This window comes from Pseudomonas sp. UTLPPB19802 (assembly GCF_059730225.1).
In genome coordinates, this window is sequence record NZ_AP048545.1 from 3,483,908 (window position 1) to 3,499,276 (window position 15,369).

Sequence of the window (15,369 nt, forward strand, 5' to 3'; positions counted from 1 at the left end):
AGAGCGTCTACCTCAATCAGTATGAGCTGTGCAGAGGCGGGGTCGCCTCCAGGGTTTTCCTCGCTGCTGCGACCTGTTCCGCCCCAATGGCAGGAGCTGCATTGCCCCAACTGTTACGTATATAGGTCAGCACGGCGGCAATATCTTTATCGCCCAGTTTCCAGTCGAACGACGGCATGCCGGCACCGGTCACGTTGTGGTCGGTGACCACGGCCTTGCCGCCCTTGAGGACCGTGGCGATCAGATTCGATCCGCTGGGTGTGCGGATCCCCGGGTTGTCCGCAAAAGCGGTCACCATGCCGTTGATCCCTTCACCGGCCACGTTGTGGCAAGCCATGCAGTTGTATTCATAGATTTTCTCCCCCCGCTGCATGATCGGGTCGGAGGCGGCCAACGCCTGCGGTCGAGGGGTACGGGATCCGGTCAGGGATTTCAGGTAGTCGGCAATCGCCGCCAGATCCTGGTCGTTGAGATGCTGGGTTGAGAATTCGACCGCTTCGCCCATCGGTCCCGAGGCAATCGCCTGATGGTTGGCGCCAGTCTTGAGGTACGCCTGGATCTGCTCGCTGCTCCAGTTGCCCAGGCCTCGGTACGAATCCCCTGTGATCTCCGGGGCGTAGCTACCCAGCAACTCAGCGCCCTGAAGGTAACTGCCGAAGTCGCCACCGAGCAGGTTCTTGGGCGTATGGCAGGCCGCGCAATGGCCGGCGCCGTCCACCAGGTAGCGCCCGCGGTTCCACTGCGCGGACTGACCAGGCTGTGGCACGAACGGTGTGTTGTCGAAGAACAGCAGGTTCCAACCCAGCATCGCGTGGCGGATGTTGTAGGGAAAGCCCAGGGTGTTGCGTGATGAGGACTGTTCGACGGGCTGCAGCGTACGCATGTAGGCCCACAAGTCGTGCATGTCGGCGTCACTGATCTTGACGTAGGCGTTGTAGGGCATCGCCGGGTAGAGCCGTTGCCCGTTCTGGTGCCGGCCATGGCGGACGGCACGGAAGAAGTCCCGCTCGGTCCAGTTGCCGATACCGGTCTTGAGATCGGGGGTGATGTTGGTCGAGTAGATCACGCCAAAGGGGGTCTGCAACCCGTACCCGCCCGCGAAGGCCCGGCCGCCTGGGACTGTGTGGCATGCCGCGCAGTCGCCCTGGAGTGAAACGTAGGCGCCCCGCGCCACGGCTGCCGGATCGGGTGCGGGTGCATTTACTGCCGTCACCTGGTCATCGGCGACGTTGTCGGCCGAGGTATTGCCATTGAGGTACAGGGCGATGCCCAGGGCAGCCGACACCGCGCAGGCGAGGGCTGTCAGTTTCGTTGCTTTTGTCATGACAGTTCCTTTCACGCTTGAACCAGTGGGCCGGGGTTCTTGAGGTATTGCTCGATGATGGCCTTGGCTGTCCACAGCGCCAGGGCACCAATGGTCACGGTTGGGTTGTAGCCGCCGTTGTTGGGGAACGACGAGGCGCCCAGTACGAAGACGTTGTGCGCGGCCCAGCACTGCTGGTAGCGGTTCAGGGCGCTGGTGTTCGGGTCCGTGCCCATGACCACGCCGCCATTGGTATGGGAGGAGTCATTGGCACGAAAGGGGCTGTAGTGATCAGCGGCAAAGTTGTAGGACTCGATATGCCGGCCGCCTACCGCGTTGGCAATCTGCTCGCATTTCTGTCGGATGAATTCCCCCGAGCGCTTGTCGTTGAGGTTGTAGTCGAAGGTCATGCGCATCAGCGGGCGACCGTAGTTGTCCTTGTAGGTGGGGTCGAGGTCGAAGTACATGTCCTCGTGGGCGTAGCTGGTGCCTTGGCCCTGGATCATCGCCCAGTTCTGGTAGCTGTGCCGGAAGGCCTTTTTCCAGCCCTTGCCCCAGGTCGGCGCGCCCTTGGGCAAGACACCTGCCATGCCGATGGGCAGGCCGCTGTTGGACAGCGACTGAATGCCGGCGCCGCCGATGAAACCCAGGCCGGTATGGTCGAAGTTGTCGGCGTTGAAGTCATCGATCTGGATGGCCAGGCAGCCGGTGTTCATGAATGGGTTGAGGTGCTCGTTCTCGAACCAGAGATAGGCGTAGGAAAGCGTCTGGAAACTGTAGTTACGCCCGATCACGCCGCGGCGGGTACGCGGGTCGTAGGGTTCGCCGATCCCCGAGAGCAGCATCAGGCGCACGTTGTCGAGCTGGTAGGCGGCGACGATGACGATGTCGGCGGGTTGCTCACCGACCACGCCGTTCTGGTCGATGAAGCTCACGCCGGTGGCGGTCTTGCCGTCCGCCGACTTGTTGATATGCAGGACCTCGGTCTCGGTCAGCATTTCGAACGTCGAGTGGCGCATCAAGGCCGGCATGACGCAGGCGTTCGGGCTGCTCTTGGACCAGTTGCCGCAACCGAACAGTTGGCAGTAGCCGCAGTAGGTACACGGGCCCATGCGCACGCCGAGCGGGTTGACATAGGCCTGTGAGATCGTGCCGGCAGGCACCGGGAAGGGGTGGTAACCCATCTGCGTGGTCTTCTCGGTAAAGAGGTCGTTCCAATGGCTGGGTACCAGCGGGGGCGTCGGAAATTCACGGCTGCGCGAGCCCTCGAACGGGTTGCCACCCGGCATCACCTGGCCCTGGATGACCCCGGCCTTGCCGCTGGTGCCAGCGATGCGTTCGAAGCGGTCGTAGAAGGGTTCGAGTTCCTCGTAGGTCACGCCCCAGTCCTGAACCTGCAGTCCCGGCGCCAGTTGCCCCTTGCCGTAGCGTTCGAGGGTCTTGCTGTAGGGCTGGAAGTCGAAGGGATTGAAGCGCCAGGACGCGGCGGCCCAGTGGGTGCCTGCTCCGCCGACATTGTTACCGAGGGTCAGGTTGCTCCACTCGCGTACCGGCAGGGCTTGCTGGCTGGCGTTGTTGCGCACGGTGTAGGTTTCCAGCCTGGGCGCTTGCAGAATTTCCTTGCGGGTTGCCCAGCGCAACTCGTCGGTGTCTACCGAGGGTGGAAAATCGCTGGCGGTGTCGCGCCAGGCACCACGCTCGATGGCCACCACCTTGAGCCCGGCCCGGGCCAGTTCCTCGGCAATGACCGAGCCTGACCAGCCCAGGCCGATGATGACCACGTCCGCTTTGGGTCTTGCTGTTTTCATGGGTTTTCCTTGGTACGCACGCAGCCGGGTGCCGGCAGATGCCATGGCCGCCTCGCGGGAGATAAGTTGTTTTACGTGGCTATCGAGCGGTCAGCCGGCCCTGTCGAGCAGGCTCACGGGTTCCAGGTCCAGCGCCATGCCCTTGCGGTGGATATAGGGGCGGTAGTCATAGCGAGCACCAGGGAAACCGATCAGCTTCCAGCCAACCATGTCGCGGTTGCCGCCATACATCGGGTCTGCCAGGTAGCCTTCGCGGACGTTCTGCAACATGAGCGCGAAGAAGTCGCTGTCGAGTGCAGCTGGAAGGTTGTTGCTCCCGGCTTCCATGGCGTGCAGCAGCTCATCCTGCTGGCTGGATGTCAGCCCGCTGAAGGCGCTGGAGTAGTGGCTTTGGCAGTAGTCACCCAGGTGTGCAAGGCCTTCACGGTAGCGTTGTGCAGGTGTCTGCCTGAACTGCGGACCCTGTTCTGCGGTGCCCTTGGTGTACGGGCCGAGGCGGTAGGTGCTGGAGGCCTGGCCGTAGGGGCCGGCCAGCTGCCGATCGAGAAACACCACGCAGCCCGCTTGGCTGGCGCTCATGCCCAATTCATCTTCGGGAATCAATCTATCGAAAATGGCGGCCACTTCCTTGGCTTCGGCTGCGGTGAGGTATTGCAGTTCACCCCGGGACGGGGGCTTGGGCAGGGCGTCGGCGTGGGTGCCGATGGGGAAGTGGGTATCGGTCCGTATCACGCCAGCACTGGCGCTGCCGATGACGCCCGCGGCGCTCAGTTGAACAAGCGATATCAAGGCTTCACGTCTGTTCATGTCCATCATCCTCAGGACGTGCGTCATCTGCGAGCGGTGCTGTCACACCGCGTCGGGGGTGACGCTTGCGTTATTGTTATTTGCCCAGGCGCAGTTCCCGCCGAACATGCTGCATCGGGTCGGCAGGGCGGTAACGGCCTGTGCGAAACAGGGCCGAGAACTGCGTGGCTCCAGGCGAGGCGAGTCTAGGGGGGCGGTAGAACATCACGCCACGAGAATTTTGACGGGTTTCCTTCAAAATTTTTGCAGGCTACTCTTGCTCGACTTCAGCATTGGCGCATTCACGGGGTAGGGCGGATATGTCTTCAGACGGTAAGGGGCAGGGTCGAGCGACGGTCACCTTGAGTGACGTGGCGCGACTGGCTGGTGTTGCCCCCATGACGGTTTCCCGCTATCTCAACCAGCCTGAGGCGGTGCGTGAGCCCACTCGCCTGAAGGTTCGCCGGGCGATCGAGCAGACCGGTTACGTGCACAACCGACTGGCCGGAGCATTGCGTTCCAACCGTACGCGATTGGTGGCGGTGGTGTTGCCGATGGTGACCAACCCGATTTTTTCCGACACCTTCCAGGCCATCAACGACCGCTTGGCCAAGGCCGGCTACCAGGTGTTGCTGGGGGTGTCGGGCTACCAGAGTGAGCAGGAGCAGGAACTGCTGGAGGTGATCCTCAGTCGTCGTCCGGATGGCATCATCCTGACCGGTACGATGCATACGAACACCAGCCGTAATCGCCTGCGTGCGGCGGGCGTGCCGGTGGTGGAAACCTGGGACCTGTCCGCTGAGCCGATCGACATGCTGGTGGGCTTTTCCCACGAGCAGGCAGGGCGCGATGTCGCTCGTTTGCTGGCTGGGCAGGGGTATCGCCAGTTCGCCCTGTTCGCCGTCGATGACCCGCGGGGCATGCGCCGTGCCAACAGTTTCATCCAGGCCTTGGCGGAGCAGGGTATCGATACCGTGCATCGACAAACCTGGCAGGGCCTGCCCACCCTGGAGCAGGGACGCCAGGGGTTGAGCCAGCTCCTTGAGGTGCAGGGACTGGAATCACCCGAGCCCTGCGTGGTGGTCTGCACTTCCGATACGATCGCCCATGGCGTACTGACCGAGGCGGCTGCCCGCGGCATTGCCGTGCCGGGGCAATTGGCGGTCATGGGGTTTGGCGACATGGCCTTCGCCGCCCATACCTTCCCGGCACTGTCGACAGTCAGGATCGATGGCGCCACCCTGGGCGACACGGCCGCCAGGCTGCTGCTGGAGCGCCTGCAGGGCGAAAGCCAGTCGCCGACCACCGTTGATATCGGCTTCAGCCTCATACAGCGTGCCAGCACCGGGCCGGCCGTCTAGGTCGGTCGTTTTCGCGATGATTGCGCTACTGGATAGCGTTATCATTTTTCCAGGTTGTCAATATTTTTCCTGATTTATCTTGTTCTGTTTCGAGCGATGCGCTAGGTTTTTATTAGAAATGGTAACGATACCATTTGCGCGAACGGATTCAGGATAAGAACAATGTCGAAGATTACCTGCGTTAGAACCCTGCGCCTGCCCGAACGACCGAAGCTGATCTGGCTGGAGATCGAAACCGATGAGGGGTTGGTCGGCCTGGGGGAGACCTTTCGAGGCGCGGCCACCGTTGAAGCGGCCGTGCACGAGTTGATTGCCCCGGGACTGCTTGGCCGGGACTCCCGGCACATCGAGGCGATTTCCCTTGAACTCACCACGCCCTATGTCGGTTATCACAGCGCCAGTGCGGAGATACGGGCCGCGAGTGCCGTGGACATCGCGTTGTGGGACCTCAAGGGGCAGCGCCACGGGGTTCCCATTCATGAGGCATTGGGTGGTGCCTGTCGGGAGCGGATTCGGGTCTACAACACCTGCGCAGGTTACGAATTCAATACCCAGCAGGGCGCGCGTAGGGAAATCACCGCGGCGGATCGTGCCCAGGGCCCCTATGACGATCAGCTGGCATTCAGTCGTGACGCGGGCGCCTTGGCGGTCAGTCTGGTGGAGGAGGGGTACACGGCCATGAAGATCTGGCCGTTCGATCAGTTCGCCCGCCAGCAGGGCGCCAACAGCATCAGCCTGGATGAAGTGCGCAAGGGCTGCGAGGCGTTCCGCCAGATTCGCCAGGCGGTGGGCGACCGAATTGAAATCATGTGCGAGCTGCACAGCCTCTGGGACAGCACGGCGGCATTGCGCATCTGCCAGGCGCTGGAAGCCTTCGATGTCTACTGGGTAGAAGACCCGCTGTGCAAGATGGACGATGCCCAGGCACTGGCCGACCTGCGCAGCCGCACCCGCGTACCGATCTGCGCCAGTGAAACGCTGGGCGGCAGTACTGCCTACCGGGACCTGCTGAAGGCGGGCAGCCTCGATTACCTGATGCTGGACCTGGTGTGGTGTGGTGGCTTTACCGAAGCGCGCAAGATTGCCGCGCTCGCACAGGCCTACAACAAGCCCCTGGCGCCCCATGACTGTACGGGGCCGGTGGCGCTGTTCGCCGGGCTGCACCTGGGGCTGCATGCGCCTACTGCGGTGCTGCAGGAAGTGGTTCGGGCTTCCCTGTCGACCTGGTACGGGGAGTTGGTGACCCATCTTCCGCAGATCGATGCCGGCTCTGCATTGGCACCCGTACTACCTGGCTTGGGTACGGCGTTGCGGCCTGAAGTCCGACGTCGCGCGGACGCGATCATTCGCGAAACTCGCGGCTGAGTGATGCCTGTGGGGCAACCGTGGGTTGCCCACCTTTGCAATCTGCTCTTGAGAATACAATGAAAAAAACATTTTCTCTGCGCCGCTTCATGGCCGAACACCGGCGCTATGAAGTGATTGCCCTGCTGTTCGTGATGATGATCATCAACCAGGGCGACCGTGCCACGCTGTCCATCGCCGGCGCCAGTCTTTCGGATGAAATGGGACTGGGCCACGCCCAGATGGGCTGGTTGTTCTCGGCTTTTGCCTGGGCCTACATGCTCCTGCAACTGCCCGGCGGCCTGGCCATCGACCGTTTCGGTAGTATCCGTGTACTGGGGCTGGCCATCGTGGCCTGGTCGGTCTTCACCGGCCTGATCGGTACGGTGGCCATGATGCCGGTAGGCTTCGCCTTCGTTGCGGTTTTTGCCTTGCGTTTTCTGGTGGGCGCTGCCGAGGCTCCCTGCTTTCCGGCCAACAGCAAGATCGTGTCGATGTGGTTTCCGACCGCCGAGCGTGGTACGGCAACAGCCATCTTCAATTCCTCCCAGTATTTTGCTGCCGTGGTCTTCACTCCGCTGTTGGCATGGGTGTCTACCCGATGGGGCTGGCCGTGGGTGTTTTATGTGATGGGGGCGGCCGGGGTCGGCATGGGAGTGGTGTTCATCCTGCGGATCAAGGCCCCAATCGAGCATGGCAGGATCAGCCCGATGGAGCTTGAGGCCATGCGCCAGGGCGGCGCCAGCTTGCGCGAGCATGCAGCCAGCCGAGCGCCGGCACAGGGTTGGCAGCAGACCTGGACACGCGCCCGCAATCTGCTGAAACAGCGTATGTTCCTGGGCATCTACCTGGCGCAGTTCTGCATCAGCACCCTGACGTTCTTCTTCCTGACCTGGTTTCCGGTCTATCTGGTACAGCAACGTGGGCTTTCGTTGCTCAACGCCGGACTGCTGGCGGCCGTCCCTGCGCTCTTCGGCTTCATTGGCGGTATCAGCGGCGGCATGGTTTCAGACTGGATGCTGCGTCGAGGCGTATCGCTGACGCGCGCGCGCAAGCTGCCGATCTTCATCGGCATGACCCTGTCGATGAGCATGATCCTGTGCAACTACGTTGAGACCGACCTGCTGGTGGTGCTGTTCATGGCCCTGGCGTTCTTCGGCAAGGGCATGGGCGCACTGGGCTGGGCCATCATTGCCGACGTCTCGCCCAAGGACAGCATCGGCATGAATGGCGCGATCTTCAACACCTTCGGCAGTCTCGCCGGCATCGTCACGCCGGTGGTGATCGGCTACATGGTGCAGTCGATGCACTCCTTCAACGGCGCCCTGGTCTATGTCGCGCTGAATGCCGTGGGTGCGTTCGTCAGCTACCTGATCATCGTCGGCCCGCTGCAACGTCCGGACGATGCCGCAAGTCCCCAGGGTGAATGCCTCCCTGAACCACCGTTGAACCCCGCAACCGCACGCTAGTACTCGCACTGGCCATACAACTGAAAAGGACAACAATAATGAACGCATCAGGACATTTGACCCGCGCCCTCAGGATTGCCTTCTGCGCTGCAGGGCTGGCGTGTGCCTCCCTGGCACAGGCAGGCAATGTTCCGGCGAACGGCCAGCCGTTAACCGAAGTCGCCCGCCTGGACTGGTTGTGCAACGCCGTGGCACTGACCTCTGACGGCCGCCTGTTCGTCGGCCTGCCACGCTGGCCGGGTTTCGAGAACACACCGTCGATTGCCGAGGTCATGCCCGACGGCAGCCTGAAACCCTTCCCCGGTGGGCAATGGAATGACTGGGCACCAGGCAAGCCCAGTTCCGCCGCACTGGTCAAGATCAACACCATCCACATCTTTGACGACGACACGCTGTGGGCGATCGACCAGGGCGAGGATGCGGGCCCCCAGGGGATCAATCCGGGGCAGAAAATCCTCCAGTTCGACACCCGCACCGGCAAGCTGCTGCGCAGCATCAGCCTGCCGGCCAGCGTGCTGCCGGCCGGTGCCAACCTCAACGACCTGCGCCTGGACAGCGAGCATGCCTATGTCACCGACTCCGGGTTGGGCGCAATCATCGTGGTCAACCTGCGCACGGGTGAATCGGTAAGGCGCCTTGCCGGACACCCGTCGACCCAGATGAGTCCCGAGCGGCGGCCGATTGGCGAAAACGGCCAGGTGCTGTTGCTGGCCGATGGCAGTGACCATCAGGTGCATTCCGATCCCATCGAAATCAGTCCGGATGGCCAGTGGCTCTATTACCAGCCCCTGAGCGGGCCGCTGTGGCGGGTGCCGACCCAGGCATTGCGTGACGCCCACGTCAGTGAGGAGGCGTTGTCCCGGCAGGTGGAGTTCGTCTATGACACCAGCCCGCTGACAGGGACGGCGATGGACAGTGCCGGCAACGTCTACATGGGTGAGTACGACAAGCCCAGGGTGACGGTCTACTCGCCAGACGGCACGTTGCGGGTGGTCGCCGAGGATCCGCGTTTGTGGAACCCGGACGCCATGATCATTTCCGACAAGCGCGAGCTGTACATCCCCGTGCCACAGAGTGCGCGCATGGCCTCGAACCGGGGACCCGGCGGCAAGGACGCCATCGAGATGCCATTCAAGATCTACAAGGTGCAACTGCCCACCAGCCTGGGCGGGCGCGAGAAAGTCCCGGCGGTCGTGGGCAAGCCGTTGAAGGCGGCCGTCCGGTAACTGTCGGCTTCAGGTGGTCGTCGACACCTGACCCTTTTCACAACGAAACCCCTTTTCCTGCGAGCGCTGCGGCGATTCGCGGATCGTGTTCGGCTGCGCGAAAAACGCCAGCGAACGACTTCATCAGGCCTGTGCAACAGCGCACAGGCCATCAACCCAGGAGATGTACCAATGAAAACAACAATGACCATGGCCGCCTTGTCCCTTGCCCTGATCGCTGCCGCCTCCTCGTCCGTCCAGGCGGCTGCCGGCACGAGCACGTCAGTCGTCACCCAGGAAAACCTGTCGACGACGGCTGCCCTGCAACTGGCAGGGCGCGCGACCGAAATCGCCAACAGCCGAGACATGAACATCTGCATCGCCGTCACCGATGCAGACGGCCACCTGCTGGCGTTCACCCGGATGCAGGGTGCCTACGCCGGATGTGTCGAGGCCTCGATCGCCAAGGCCCAGTCCGCTGCACGATTCGCGATCAACACCATCACCTTCTACGACCTGGCCCGCAAGGAAAACCTGGCGATCGGCACCATCCCCGGCATCCTGCCGGCAGTGGGCGGTGTGGTGGTCAAGCATGACGGCCACGTGATTGGCAGTGTCGGCATCAGTGGGGCAACGGATCTGACCGAGCAGAAGCTGGCCGAGGACGTGGCGGCCACGTTCCGCTGATGGCACTGGCCTTCTGCCTTGCCGCTAGCGGCGCAAGGCAGAAGGCTGGGTTCTGCAACCCTCTCTTGGAAAGGAATCACTCATGAGCTTATGTTCCGGGCTCCAGGCCTCCGTGCGCCTGCTTGTGCCTGTCACCTTCGCGATGCTGGTCGCGTCCTGGGCCACGGCCTCTGAAAACGGCTCGGCGTTACGTGCCACCGCCAACTTGTCGCTGGCCGGGGCCACCACGCTGCTTGATAACGCAGTGGCCAAGGCCCTGCGCGAAGGGGTTCATCCCTGCATCGCAGTGACCGATGCCAATGGCTACCTGCTGGCCTTCAAACGCATGGATGGCGCTGCTCCCGGCTGTATCGAGGCGGCGATGAAAAAAGCCAATTCGGCGGCGATAAACGACGTCGACACGATCGTGTTCTATGACCTGGCCCGCAAGGAAAATCTGCAGTTGGGCAGCATCCCCGGCATCTTGCCGGCGGTCGCAGGGGTGGTGATCCGTCAGAAGGAGCGGGCAGTGGGGGCCATCGGCGTTGCCGGTGGTGCCGGCGATGCCCAGGAGCAGCGATTTGCCACCGAGCTGGTGCGTGCCTTCGAGAAAACCTTGCCTGCCACCCATCCTTGATCGAGGCCCGCCATGAACAGTCCTCTTGTGCTTTCTGCTGCTGTTGTCGAGGGTGCCTATGCAAACGACTACGGCATGCTCAAACCCTCCACCGTACCCAATGCGCTCAGCGTGGCCGGGCTGGCGGCAACCTTGCTGGCATCTGTCTACTGCAGTTGGGGCAATCACTCGCTCCCGGATTTCGCCGCCTGGTCCAGCACGCTCTGGCTGTGCGTCGCTTTGCTCAGTGCCGTGCTAGTCACGCCCAGGGCATTCGCTCCGGGGTTCCTCATGTCGTTGCTGCCTTTCCTGATTGCCTGGCGCGTGGCGGCGATGAATGACGCCAACGTCATGGTTTGGGTCGCCAGTTTCGCTGCGGTGCCGTTGTTGCTCCAGTTCATCGACTGTGTGATGGGCGACCTGCGTCGTGATCGTGGAAAGTCGGCGGCCTGGCTCGGGACATTGCTCTGGCAGGCGACGATTGTGCGCCTGTACTTCGGCCTGAACGAGCTGTGTCACAGTTCGGAGAAGATTTTCGCCGGGTTGGGCTGGTTCCATAAGCTGGAGGCCGGATTCCAGGGTTTTGGCCTGGGTGAGGCCGCGGCAGCATTCGTGGTCCTGGGCGGGCTGATCGAATTCGCCAGCGCCGTCAGCGTCGGGCTCGGCCTGTTCGCCAGGTTGGGCGCGCTCATGAGCCTGGTCTACTTCCTGGTGGCGACGGTCGGTTTCGGCGGCGAGTGGAGTCGCGGTTATGCCTGGGCTTCGCCAGGAGGCGGCGGCTGGGAGTATGTGATGCTGTTGCTGGTGGTGTTCGCGGGGGTGATGGCTACCGGGGCAGGGAAGTTTTCCCTGGATGGCTGGCTATTGAGTCGAAGGCTGTTACCGCGTTGGCTGATTGCGCTGGCGGTCAATGCGCGCGGGGTTCGTCACGACTGACCAGCCTTCAGGGTGGAGTAGGCGAAATCTGCGCAAGCATGGCAGACTCCGCCCTTTTGGTAACTGGGTGGTTGCAGGTGGACAAGATTGACCGTCGCCAAGGCATGGCTGATGTCGCCCAATTGGCGGGTGTCAGCCTGAGTACTGTCGACCGCGTTCTCAACGAGCGCGGCAGCGTATCCGACCGCAAACGGCGCAAGGTCCTCGAGGCTGCACGCGAGCTTGGCTTGCGCCGCCTGCTGCCATCCCCCGTGCATGGGCTGCTGCGTTTCGACCTGTTGATGGTCGACAGTCCCACCGATCACTTCCAGCGCCTGGCCGAGGCCTTCTCCCGGCAGGCCGATCTGCTGCGCTCGCGCCTGGTACTGCAGCGCCAGCTCTGGGCCGAGGCACACCCGCAGCAGTTGCTGGAACTGATCCGCAATCCACGTACACCCCGTCAAGGGCTGATCGTGGTCGGGCAGGACACCCCGGCGATCCGCGAAGCCCTGGCGGCGCAACTGGCCCAGGGCGTGCCGGTGATCCTGCTGACCAGCAGCCTGTCCGACCTGCCCGGTGCCATCTACGTCGGTATCGACAACCAGCGCGCCGGCCGCAGCGCCGGACGTCTTCTCAGCCAGTGGCTACGTGGCGAAGCCGGGCGGGTGCTGCTGGTCACCAACTCCCTGCTCTATCACGCCCACCAGCAGCGAGTCGGTGGCTTTCTCGACGTGCTGCGCGAGCAGGCCCCACAACTGGAAGTGATCGGGCCGGTGGAGTGCCAGGACGATAATGCGCGTACGGCCGCGGCGTTGCGTGCCGCCCTGCAGGAGGGGCCACTGCTGGGACTATACACCACCGGCAGTGGTTCAACGGGTGTCTGCCAGGTGCTGCGGGAGCAGTCGGTGCGTCCTGTCTGGATCGGTTACGAGGCTACCGAGCAGCACCATCGATTGCTTCGCGAGGGACTCTTGTCGCTGGTCATCGACCAGGACCCCGAAGGCCAGGCCGAAGCAGCGGTGCAGCACCTGCTGCATGCCAATGGCGACCTGGATACACCGCCACAGGTACAGGCACAACTGCGCCTGGTGATCGACGAAACCCTCCCGGATTGAAAGGCCTGCAGGCGGTTTTGACGTAAACACGTCAAAACTCCGATGGCGTGGCGGGTTGTCGCACCCTAGACTGGCCGCGCCGTGACCGACAGGTCGCCTGGCCGCGTTTTTTCGCCTATCCGCCTCTTATTTTCCCTTGCCCGACGTGCCTTCGGCCCATCGTCGCGAGCTTCTGTGCGCCCGAAAAAACGCGCCTTCGCGTTCTGCCGATGCCCACGGCACCACCGTGATCAGCAGGTGGCCGCATGACGGTCGCCGAAGGAGAAAAACATGAGACGAAGGGACGCCTTGCGTTCTTTGGGGGCCCTGGCAGCCACCATCGGTCTGGGCAAGGTCACTGCGGGCGAACTCAAGAGTGTGCCGCCGCAAACCGGTCTGAATCCCGAGATGCTGCCGACGCCGGTGTTTTCCGGCGGTCGCTCCGAGGTGTTCAAGGGCCAGGCGCGGGCGACCCTGACCGCTGTCTTCGACCGCCTGATTCCCCATGACGAAGCCGGACCCTCGGCCAGCGAAGCCGGTTGCGTGGACTTTATCGATGCGCAGATGGCCGGCCCCTATGGGCAATCCAAGGACGTCTACCTCGACCAGCCGCTGCAGGCCGACGAGAGCCAACTGATGGGCCTGGCCATCGACCTGCGCACCCGCCGCGAGTACTACCTGGCGGGCCTGGCCTTCCTCGAACACTACGCCCAGCAAAAGCACCAGCGCGCCTTTGCCGAACTCGATGGCCCAATCATCGACGCCGTGCTCGTCGAAATGGAGGCCGGACGCCTGGACTGGAGCGGCGAGGGCAGTGGTGTACGCCTGTTCGAAGCGCTGCTGCAGAGCGTACGCGAGGGTTACTTCAGCGACCCGCTGTATGGCGGCAACCGCGACATGGTCGGCTGGAAGCTGGTCGGCTTCCCCGGTGCCCGCTACGACTACCGCCAATACATCGAACGCCGTGGACAGAACCTGGGTCTTGAGCCCATCAGCCTGATCCCTGTGAGCTGAGCCGAGGAGACTAACGTGGCAATACAACGCAAGAAGGCCGACGTCGTCATCGTCGGCCTGGGCTGGGCCGGCTCATTGATGGCCGAAGAACTGACTCGCGCCGGACTGGAAGTGGTCGCCATCGACCGTGGTCCCTGGCTCGATACCTCCACCGATACGCCGCCGGCCGTCGATCCCGACGAGCTGCGCTGGACCCTGCGCCGCGAGCTGCTGCTGCAGCCCAGCGACTACACCCTGACGTTTCGCAACCACGCCGGACAGACGGCGATTCCGACCCGTGAGCTGAAAGCCTTCCAGATGGGCAAGTCGGTCGGCGGCGCCGGTTTCCATTGGGCCGGCATGGCCTGGCGCTTCACCGAGTGGGACTTCAAGGTGCGCAGCGCCACCCTGGAGCGCTACGGCGCGAGCAAGCTCAAGGGGCTCGACCATGTGCAGGACTGGGGCATCACCTACCAGGAACTGGAACCCTTCTACGATCGCTTCGAGCGCATCGCCGGCATTTCCGGCGTGGCCGGCAACCTCAACGGCGAGCGCCGTCCGGGTGGCAACCCGTTCGAGGGGCCGCGCAGCCGCGAGTACCCGACGCCGGCGCTGAAGGACTCGCGCCTGATGCAGATGTATCGTGACACCACCGCGAACATGGGCCTGAACCCGTTCTACATCCCGGTGGCCCACGTTGGCGCGGCCTATGTGAACCCGCTGGGCGTGAGCATGGCGCCGTGCACCTATTGCGGCTACTGCATGTTCCATGGTTGCGGCAACTACTCCAAGTCCTCGCCCCAGGCCTGCATCATTCCGGCACTGATGCGCCGCAAGAACTTCACCCTGGTCACCCAGGGCTATGTCTACCAGGTGCACAAGGCCGAGGACGGCAAGACCGCTACCGGTGTCAGCTACTACGACGAGAAGGGCCAGCAGGTGTACCAGCCGGCCGATATCGTCTGCCTGGCCTCGTTCACCTACGACAACGCCCGGCTGATGATGCTCAGTGGCATTGGCGAGCAGTACGACCCGGCCACCGGCAAGGGCACCTTGGGCCGCAACTACAACTACCAGACCTGTTCCGGTGCGCATATCTGGTTCGAGGGCGAGACCCTCAACCCGTTCATTGGTGCCGGTGGCCTGGGTATCCAGGTGGACGACTACAACGGCGACAACTTCGACCACAGTGCGCTGGACTTCATCGGTGGCGCAGGCCTGCTCACCGTGTCCCGCGAAGGCATGCCGATCGGCCGTGCCGGCCTGCTGCCGCCGGGCAGCCCGCGCTGGGGCAAGGACTTCAAACGTACCTACCAGAAGTACTACCAGAACTACGCGATCATCTTCGGCCAGGGTACGTCCATGCCCGATCGCGGTTCGTACCTCTCGCTGGACCCGAACTACAAGGACCGCTACGGCGTGCCGCTGCTGAGCATGACCTTCGACTTCAACCAGAACGACCGCAACATGGCGCGTTTCATCGAGCAGCGGGCGGTGGAGATCGGCCAGCAACTGGGGGCCCGGCACCACGTGACCTTCAACTCCGCGGCCAAGACCTGGAATCCCTACGACGAGTATTCCAACCACACCCAGGGCGGCATGGTCATGGGCGAGGACCGGCGTACCAGTGCGGTGAACACCTACCTGCAGAGCTGGGACGCGCACAACGTGTTCGTGGTCGGCGCCTCGGCGTTTCCGACCAACGCCGGCTACAACCCGACCGGCACCGTCGGCGCACTGGCCATCCGCACCGCGCGGGCAATCCACGAGAAGTATCAACACAATCCCGGCCCGTTGGCGTGAGGTGAG

General features: G+C 63.2%; 13 protein-coding genes. 10 read left to right on the forward strand and 3 right to left on the reverse strand.

Annotation, left to right across the window (positions count from 1 at the left end; genetic code table 11):
• Positions 1–16 precede the first annotated feature (16 nt).
• From AC6I6U_RS15630 to AC6I6U_RS15640, 3 genes are all read right to left on the reverse strand, one after another.
• Positions 17–1,324 (reverse strand): c-type cytochrome, encoded by a 1,308-nt coding sequence (locus tag AC6I6U_RS15630; RefSeq protein ID WP_497882803.1) that lies wholly within the window; start codon positions 1,322–1,324, stop codon positions 17–19.
• Positions 1,325–1,335: 11 nt separating this feature from the next.
• Positions 1,336–3,111: a GMC family oxidoreductase gene (locus AC6I6U_RS15635; protein ID WP_497882804.1), complete on the reverse strand. Its 1,776-nt coding sequence runs from the start codon at positions 3,109–3,111 to the stop codon at positions 1,336–1,338.
• A gap of 90 nt (positions 3,112–3,201) precedes the next feature.
• On the reverse strand, positions 3,202–3,918 hold the full coding sequence (locus AC6I6U_RS15640) for a gluconate 2-dehydrogenase subunit 3 family protein (RefSeq protein ID WP_497882805.1): 717 nt from the start codon (positions 3,916–3,918) through the stop codon (positions 3,202–3,204).
• A 299-nt stretch (positions 3,919–4,217) separates the two neighbouring features.
• On the opposite strand from AC6I6U_RS15640, the gene AC6I6U_RS15645 reads away from it, so the two are divergent.
• The 10 genes from AC6I6U_RS15645 to AC6I6U_RS15690 all read left to right on the forward strand — a co-directional run bounded on the left by AC6I6U_RS15645 (position 4,218) and on the right by AC6I6U_RS15690 (position 15,363).
• Entirely contained in the window at positions 4,218–5,258 is a 1,041-nt protein-coding gene (locus AC6I6U_RS15645) for a LacI family DNA-binding transcriptional regulator (RefSeq protein ID WP_497882806.1), read from the forward strand.
• Positions 5,259–5,420: 162 nt separating this feature from the next.
• Positions 5,421–6,623, forward strand: a complete 1,203-nt coding sequence (locus tag AC6I6U_RS15650; RefSeq protein ID WP_497882807.1) for a mandelate racemase/muconate lactonizing enzyme family protein — start codon at positions 5,421–5,423, stop codon at positions 6,621–6,623.
• 77 nt (positions 6,624–6,700) lie between these two features.
• Entirely contained in the window at positions 6,701–8,071 is a 1,371-nt protein-coding gene (locus AC6I6U_RS15655) for an MFS transporter (RefSeq protein ID WP_497883037.1), read from the forward strand.
• A gap of 38 nt (positions 8,072–8,109) precedes the next feature.
• Positions 8,110–9,297, forward strand: a complete 1,188-nt coding sequence (locus AC6I6U_RS15660) for an L-dopachrome tautomerase-related protein (protein ID WP_497882808.1) — start codon at positions 8,110–8,112, stop codon at positions 9,295–9,297.
• A 171-nt stretch (positions 9,298–9,468) separates the two neighbouring features.
• Complete coding sequence (locus AC6I6U_RS15665; RefSeq protein WP_497882809.1) at positions 9,469–9,963, forward strand: GlcG/HbpS family heme-binding protein; 495 nt, start codon at positions 9,469–9,471, stop codon at positions 9,961–9,963.
• Between the two features lie 82 nt (positions 9,964–10,045).
• A complete protein-coding gene (locus tag AC6I6U_RS15670; protein WP_497882810.1) occupies positions 10,046–10,579 on the forward strand; it encodes a GlcG/HbpS family heme-binding protein in 534 nt (177 codons plus the stop codon).
• Positions 10,580–10,591: 12 nt separating this feature from the next.
• Positions 10,592–11,494 carry a DoxX family protein gene (locus tag AC6I6U_RS15675; RefSeq protein WP_497882811.1) on the forward strand — a complete coding sequence of 301 codons (903 nt, stop codon included), beginning with the start codon at positions 10,592–10,594 and terminating at the stop codon, positions 11,492–11,494.
• Positions 11,495–11,571: 77 nt separating this feature from the next.
• Positions 11,572–12,588: a LacI family DNA-binding transcriptional regulator gene (locus AC6I6U_RS15680; RefSeq protein ID WP_497882812.1), complete on the forward strand. Its 1,017-nt coding sequence runs from the start codon at positions 11,572–11,574 to the stop codon at positions 12,586–12,588.
• A 270-nt stretch (positions 12,589–12,858) separates the two neighbouring features.
• The gene (locus AC6I6U_RS15685) at positions 12,859–13,581 is read left to right on the forward strand and encodes a gluconate 2-dehydrogenase subunit 3 family protein (RefSeq protein ID WP_497882813.1); all 723 of its coding nucleotides are present in this window, start codon (positions 12,859–12,861) and stop codon (positions 13,579–13,581) included.
• Positions 13,582–13,596: 15 nt separating this feature from the next.
• Entirely contained in the window at positions 13,597–15,363 is a 1,767-nt protein-coding gene (locus tag AC6I6U_RS15690; RefSeq protein WP_497882814.1) for a GMC family oxidoreductase, read from the forward strand.
• Positions 15,364–15,369 lie beyond the last annotated feature (6 nt).

Excerpts from the sequence above, each read along its gene's own strand:
- AC6I6U_RS15650 (WP_497882807.1), top strand. The coding sequence starts at position 5,421 with ATGTCGAAGATTACCTGCGTTAGAACCCTGCGCCTGCCCGAACGACCG.
- AC6I6U_RS15635 (WP_497882804.1), bottom strand. The coding sequence starts at position 3,111 with ATGAAAACAGCAAGACCCAAAGCGGACGTGGTCATCATCGGCCTGGGC.
- AC6I6U_RS15630 (WP_497882803.1), bottom strand. The coding sequence starts at position 1,324 with ATGACAAAAGCAACGAAACTGACAGCCCTCGCCTGCGCGGTGTCGGCT.
- AC6I6U_RS15675 (WP_497882811.1), top strand. The coding sequence starts at position 10,592 with ATGAACAGTCCTCTTGTGCTTTCTGCTGCTGTTGTCGAGGGTGCCTAT.
- AC6I6U_RS15640 (WP_497882805.1), bottom strand. The coding sequence starts at position 3,918 with ATGAACAGACGTGAAGCCTTGATATCGCTTGTTCAACTGAGCGCCGCG.
- AC6I6U_RS15660 (WP_497882808.1), top strand. The coding sequence starts at position 8,110 with ATGAACGCATCAGGACATTTGACCCGCGCCCTCAGGATTGCCTTCTGC.
- AC6I6U_RS15685 (WP_497882813.1), top strand. The coding sequence starts at position 12,859 with ATGAGACGAAGGGACGCCTTGCGTTCTTTGGGGGCCCTGGCAGCCACC.
- AC6I6U_RS15645 (WP_497882806.1), top strand. The coding sequence starts at position 4,218 with ATGTCTTCAGACGGTAAGGGGCAGGGTCGAGCGACGGTCACCTTGAGT.
- AC6I6U_RS15670 (WP_497882810.1), top strand. The coding sequence starts at position 10,046 with ATGAGCTTATGTTCCGGGCTCCAGGCCTCCGTGCGCCTGCTTGTGCCT.
- AC6I6U_RS15665 (WP_497882809.1), top strand. The coding sequence starts at position 9,469 with ATGAAAACAACAATGACCATGGCCGCCTTGTCCCTTGCCCTGATCGCT.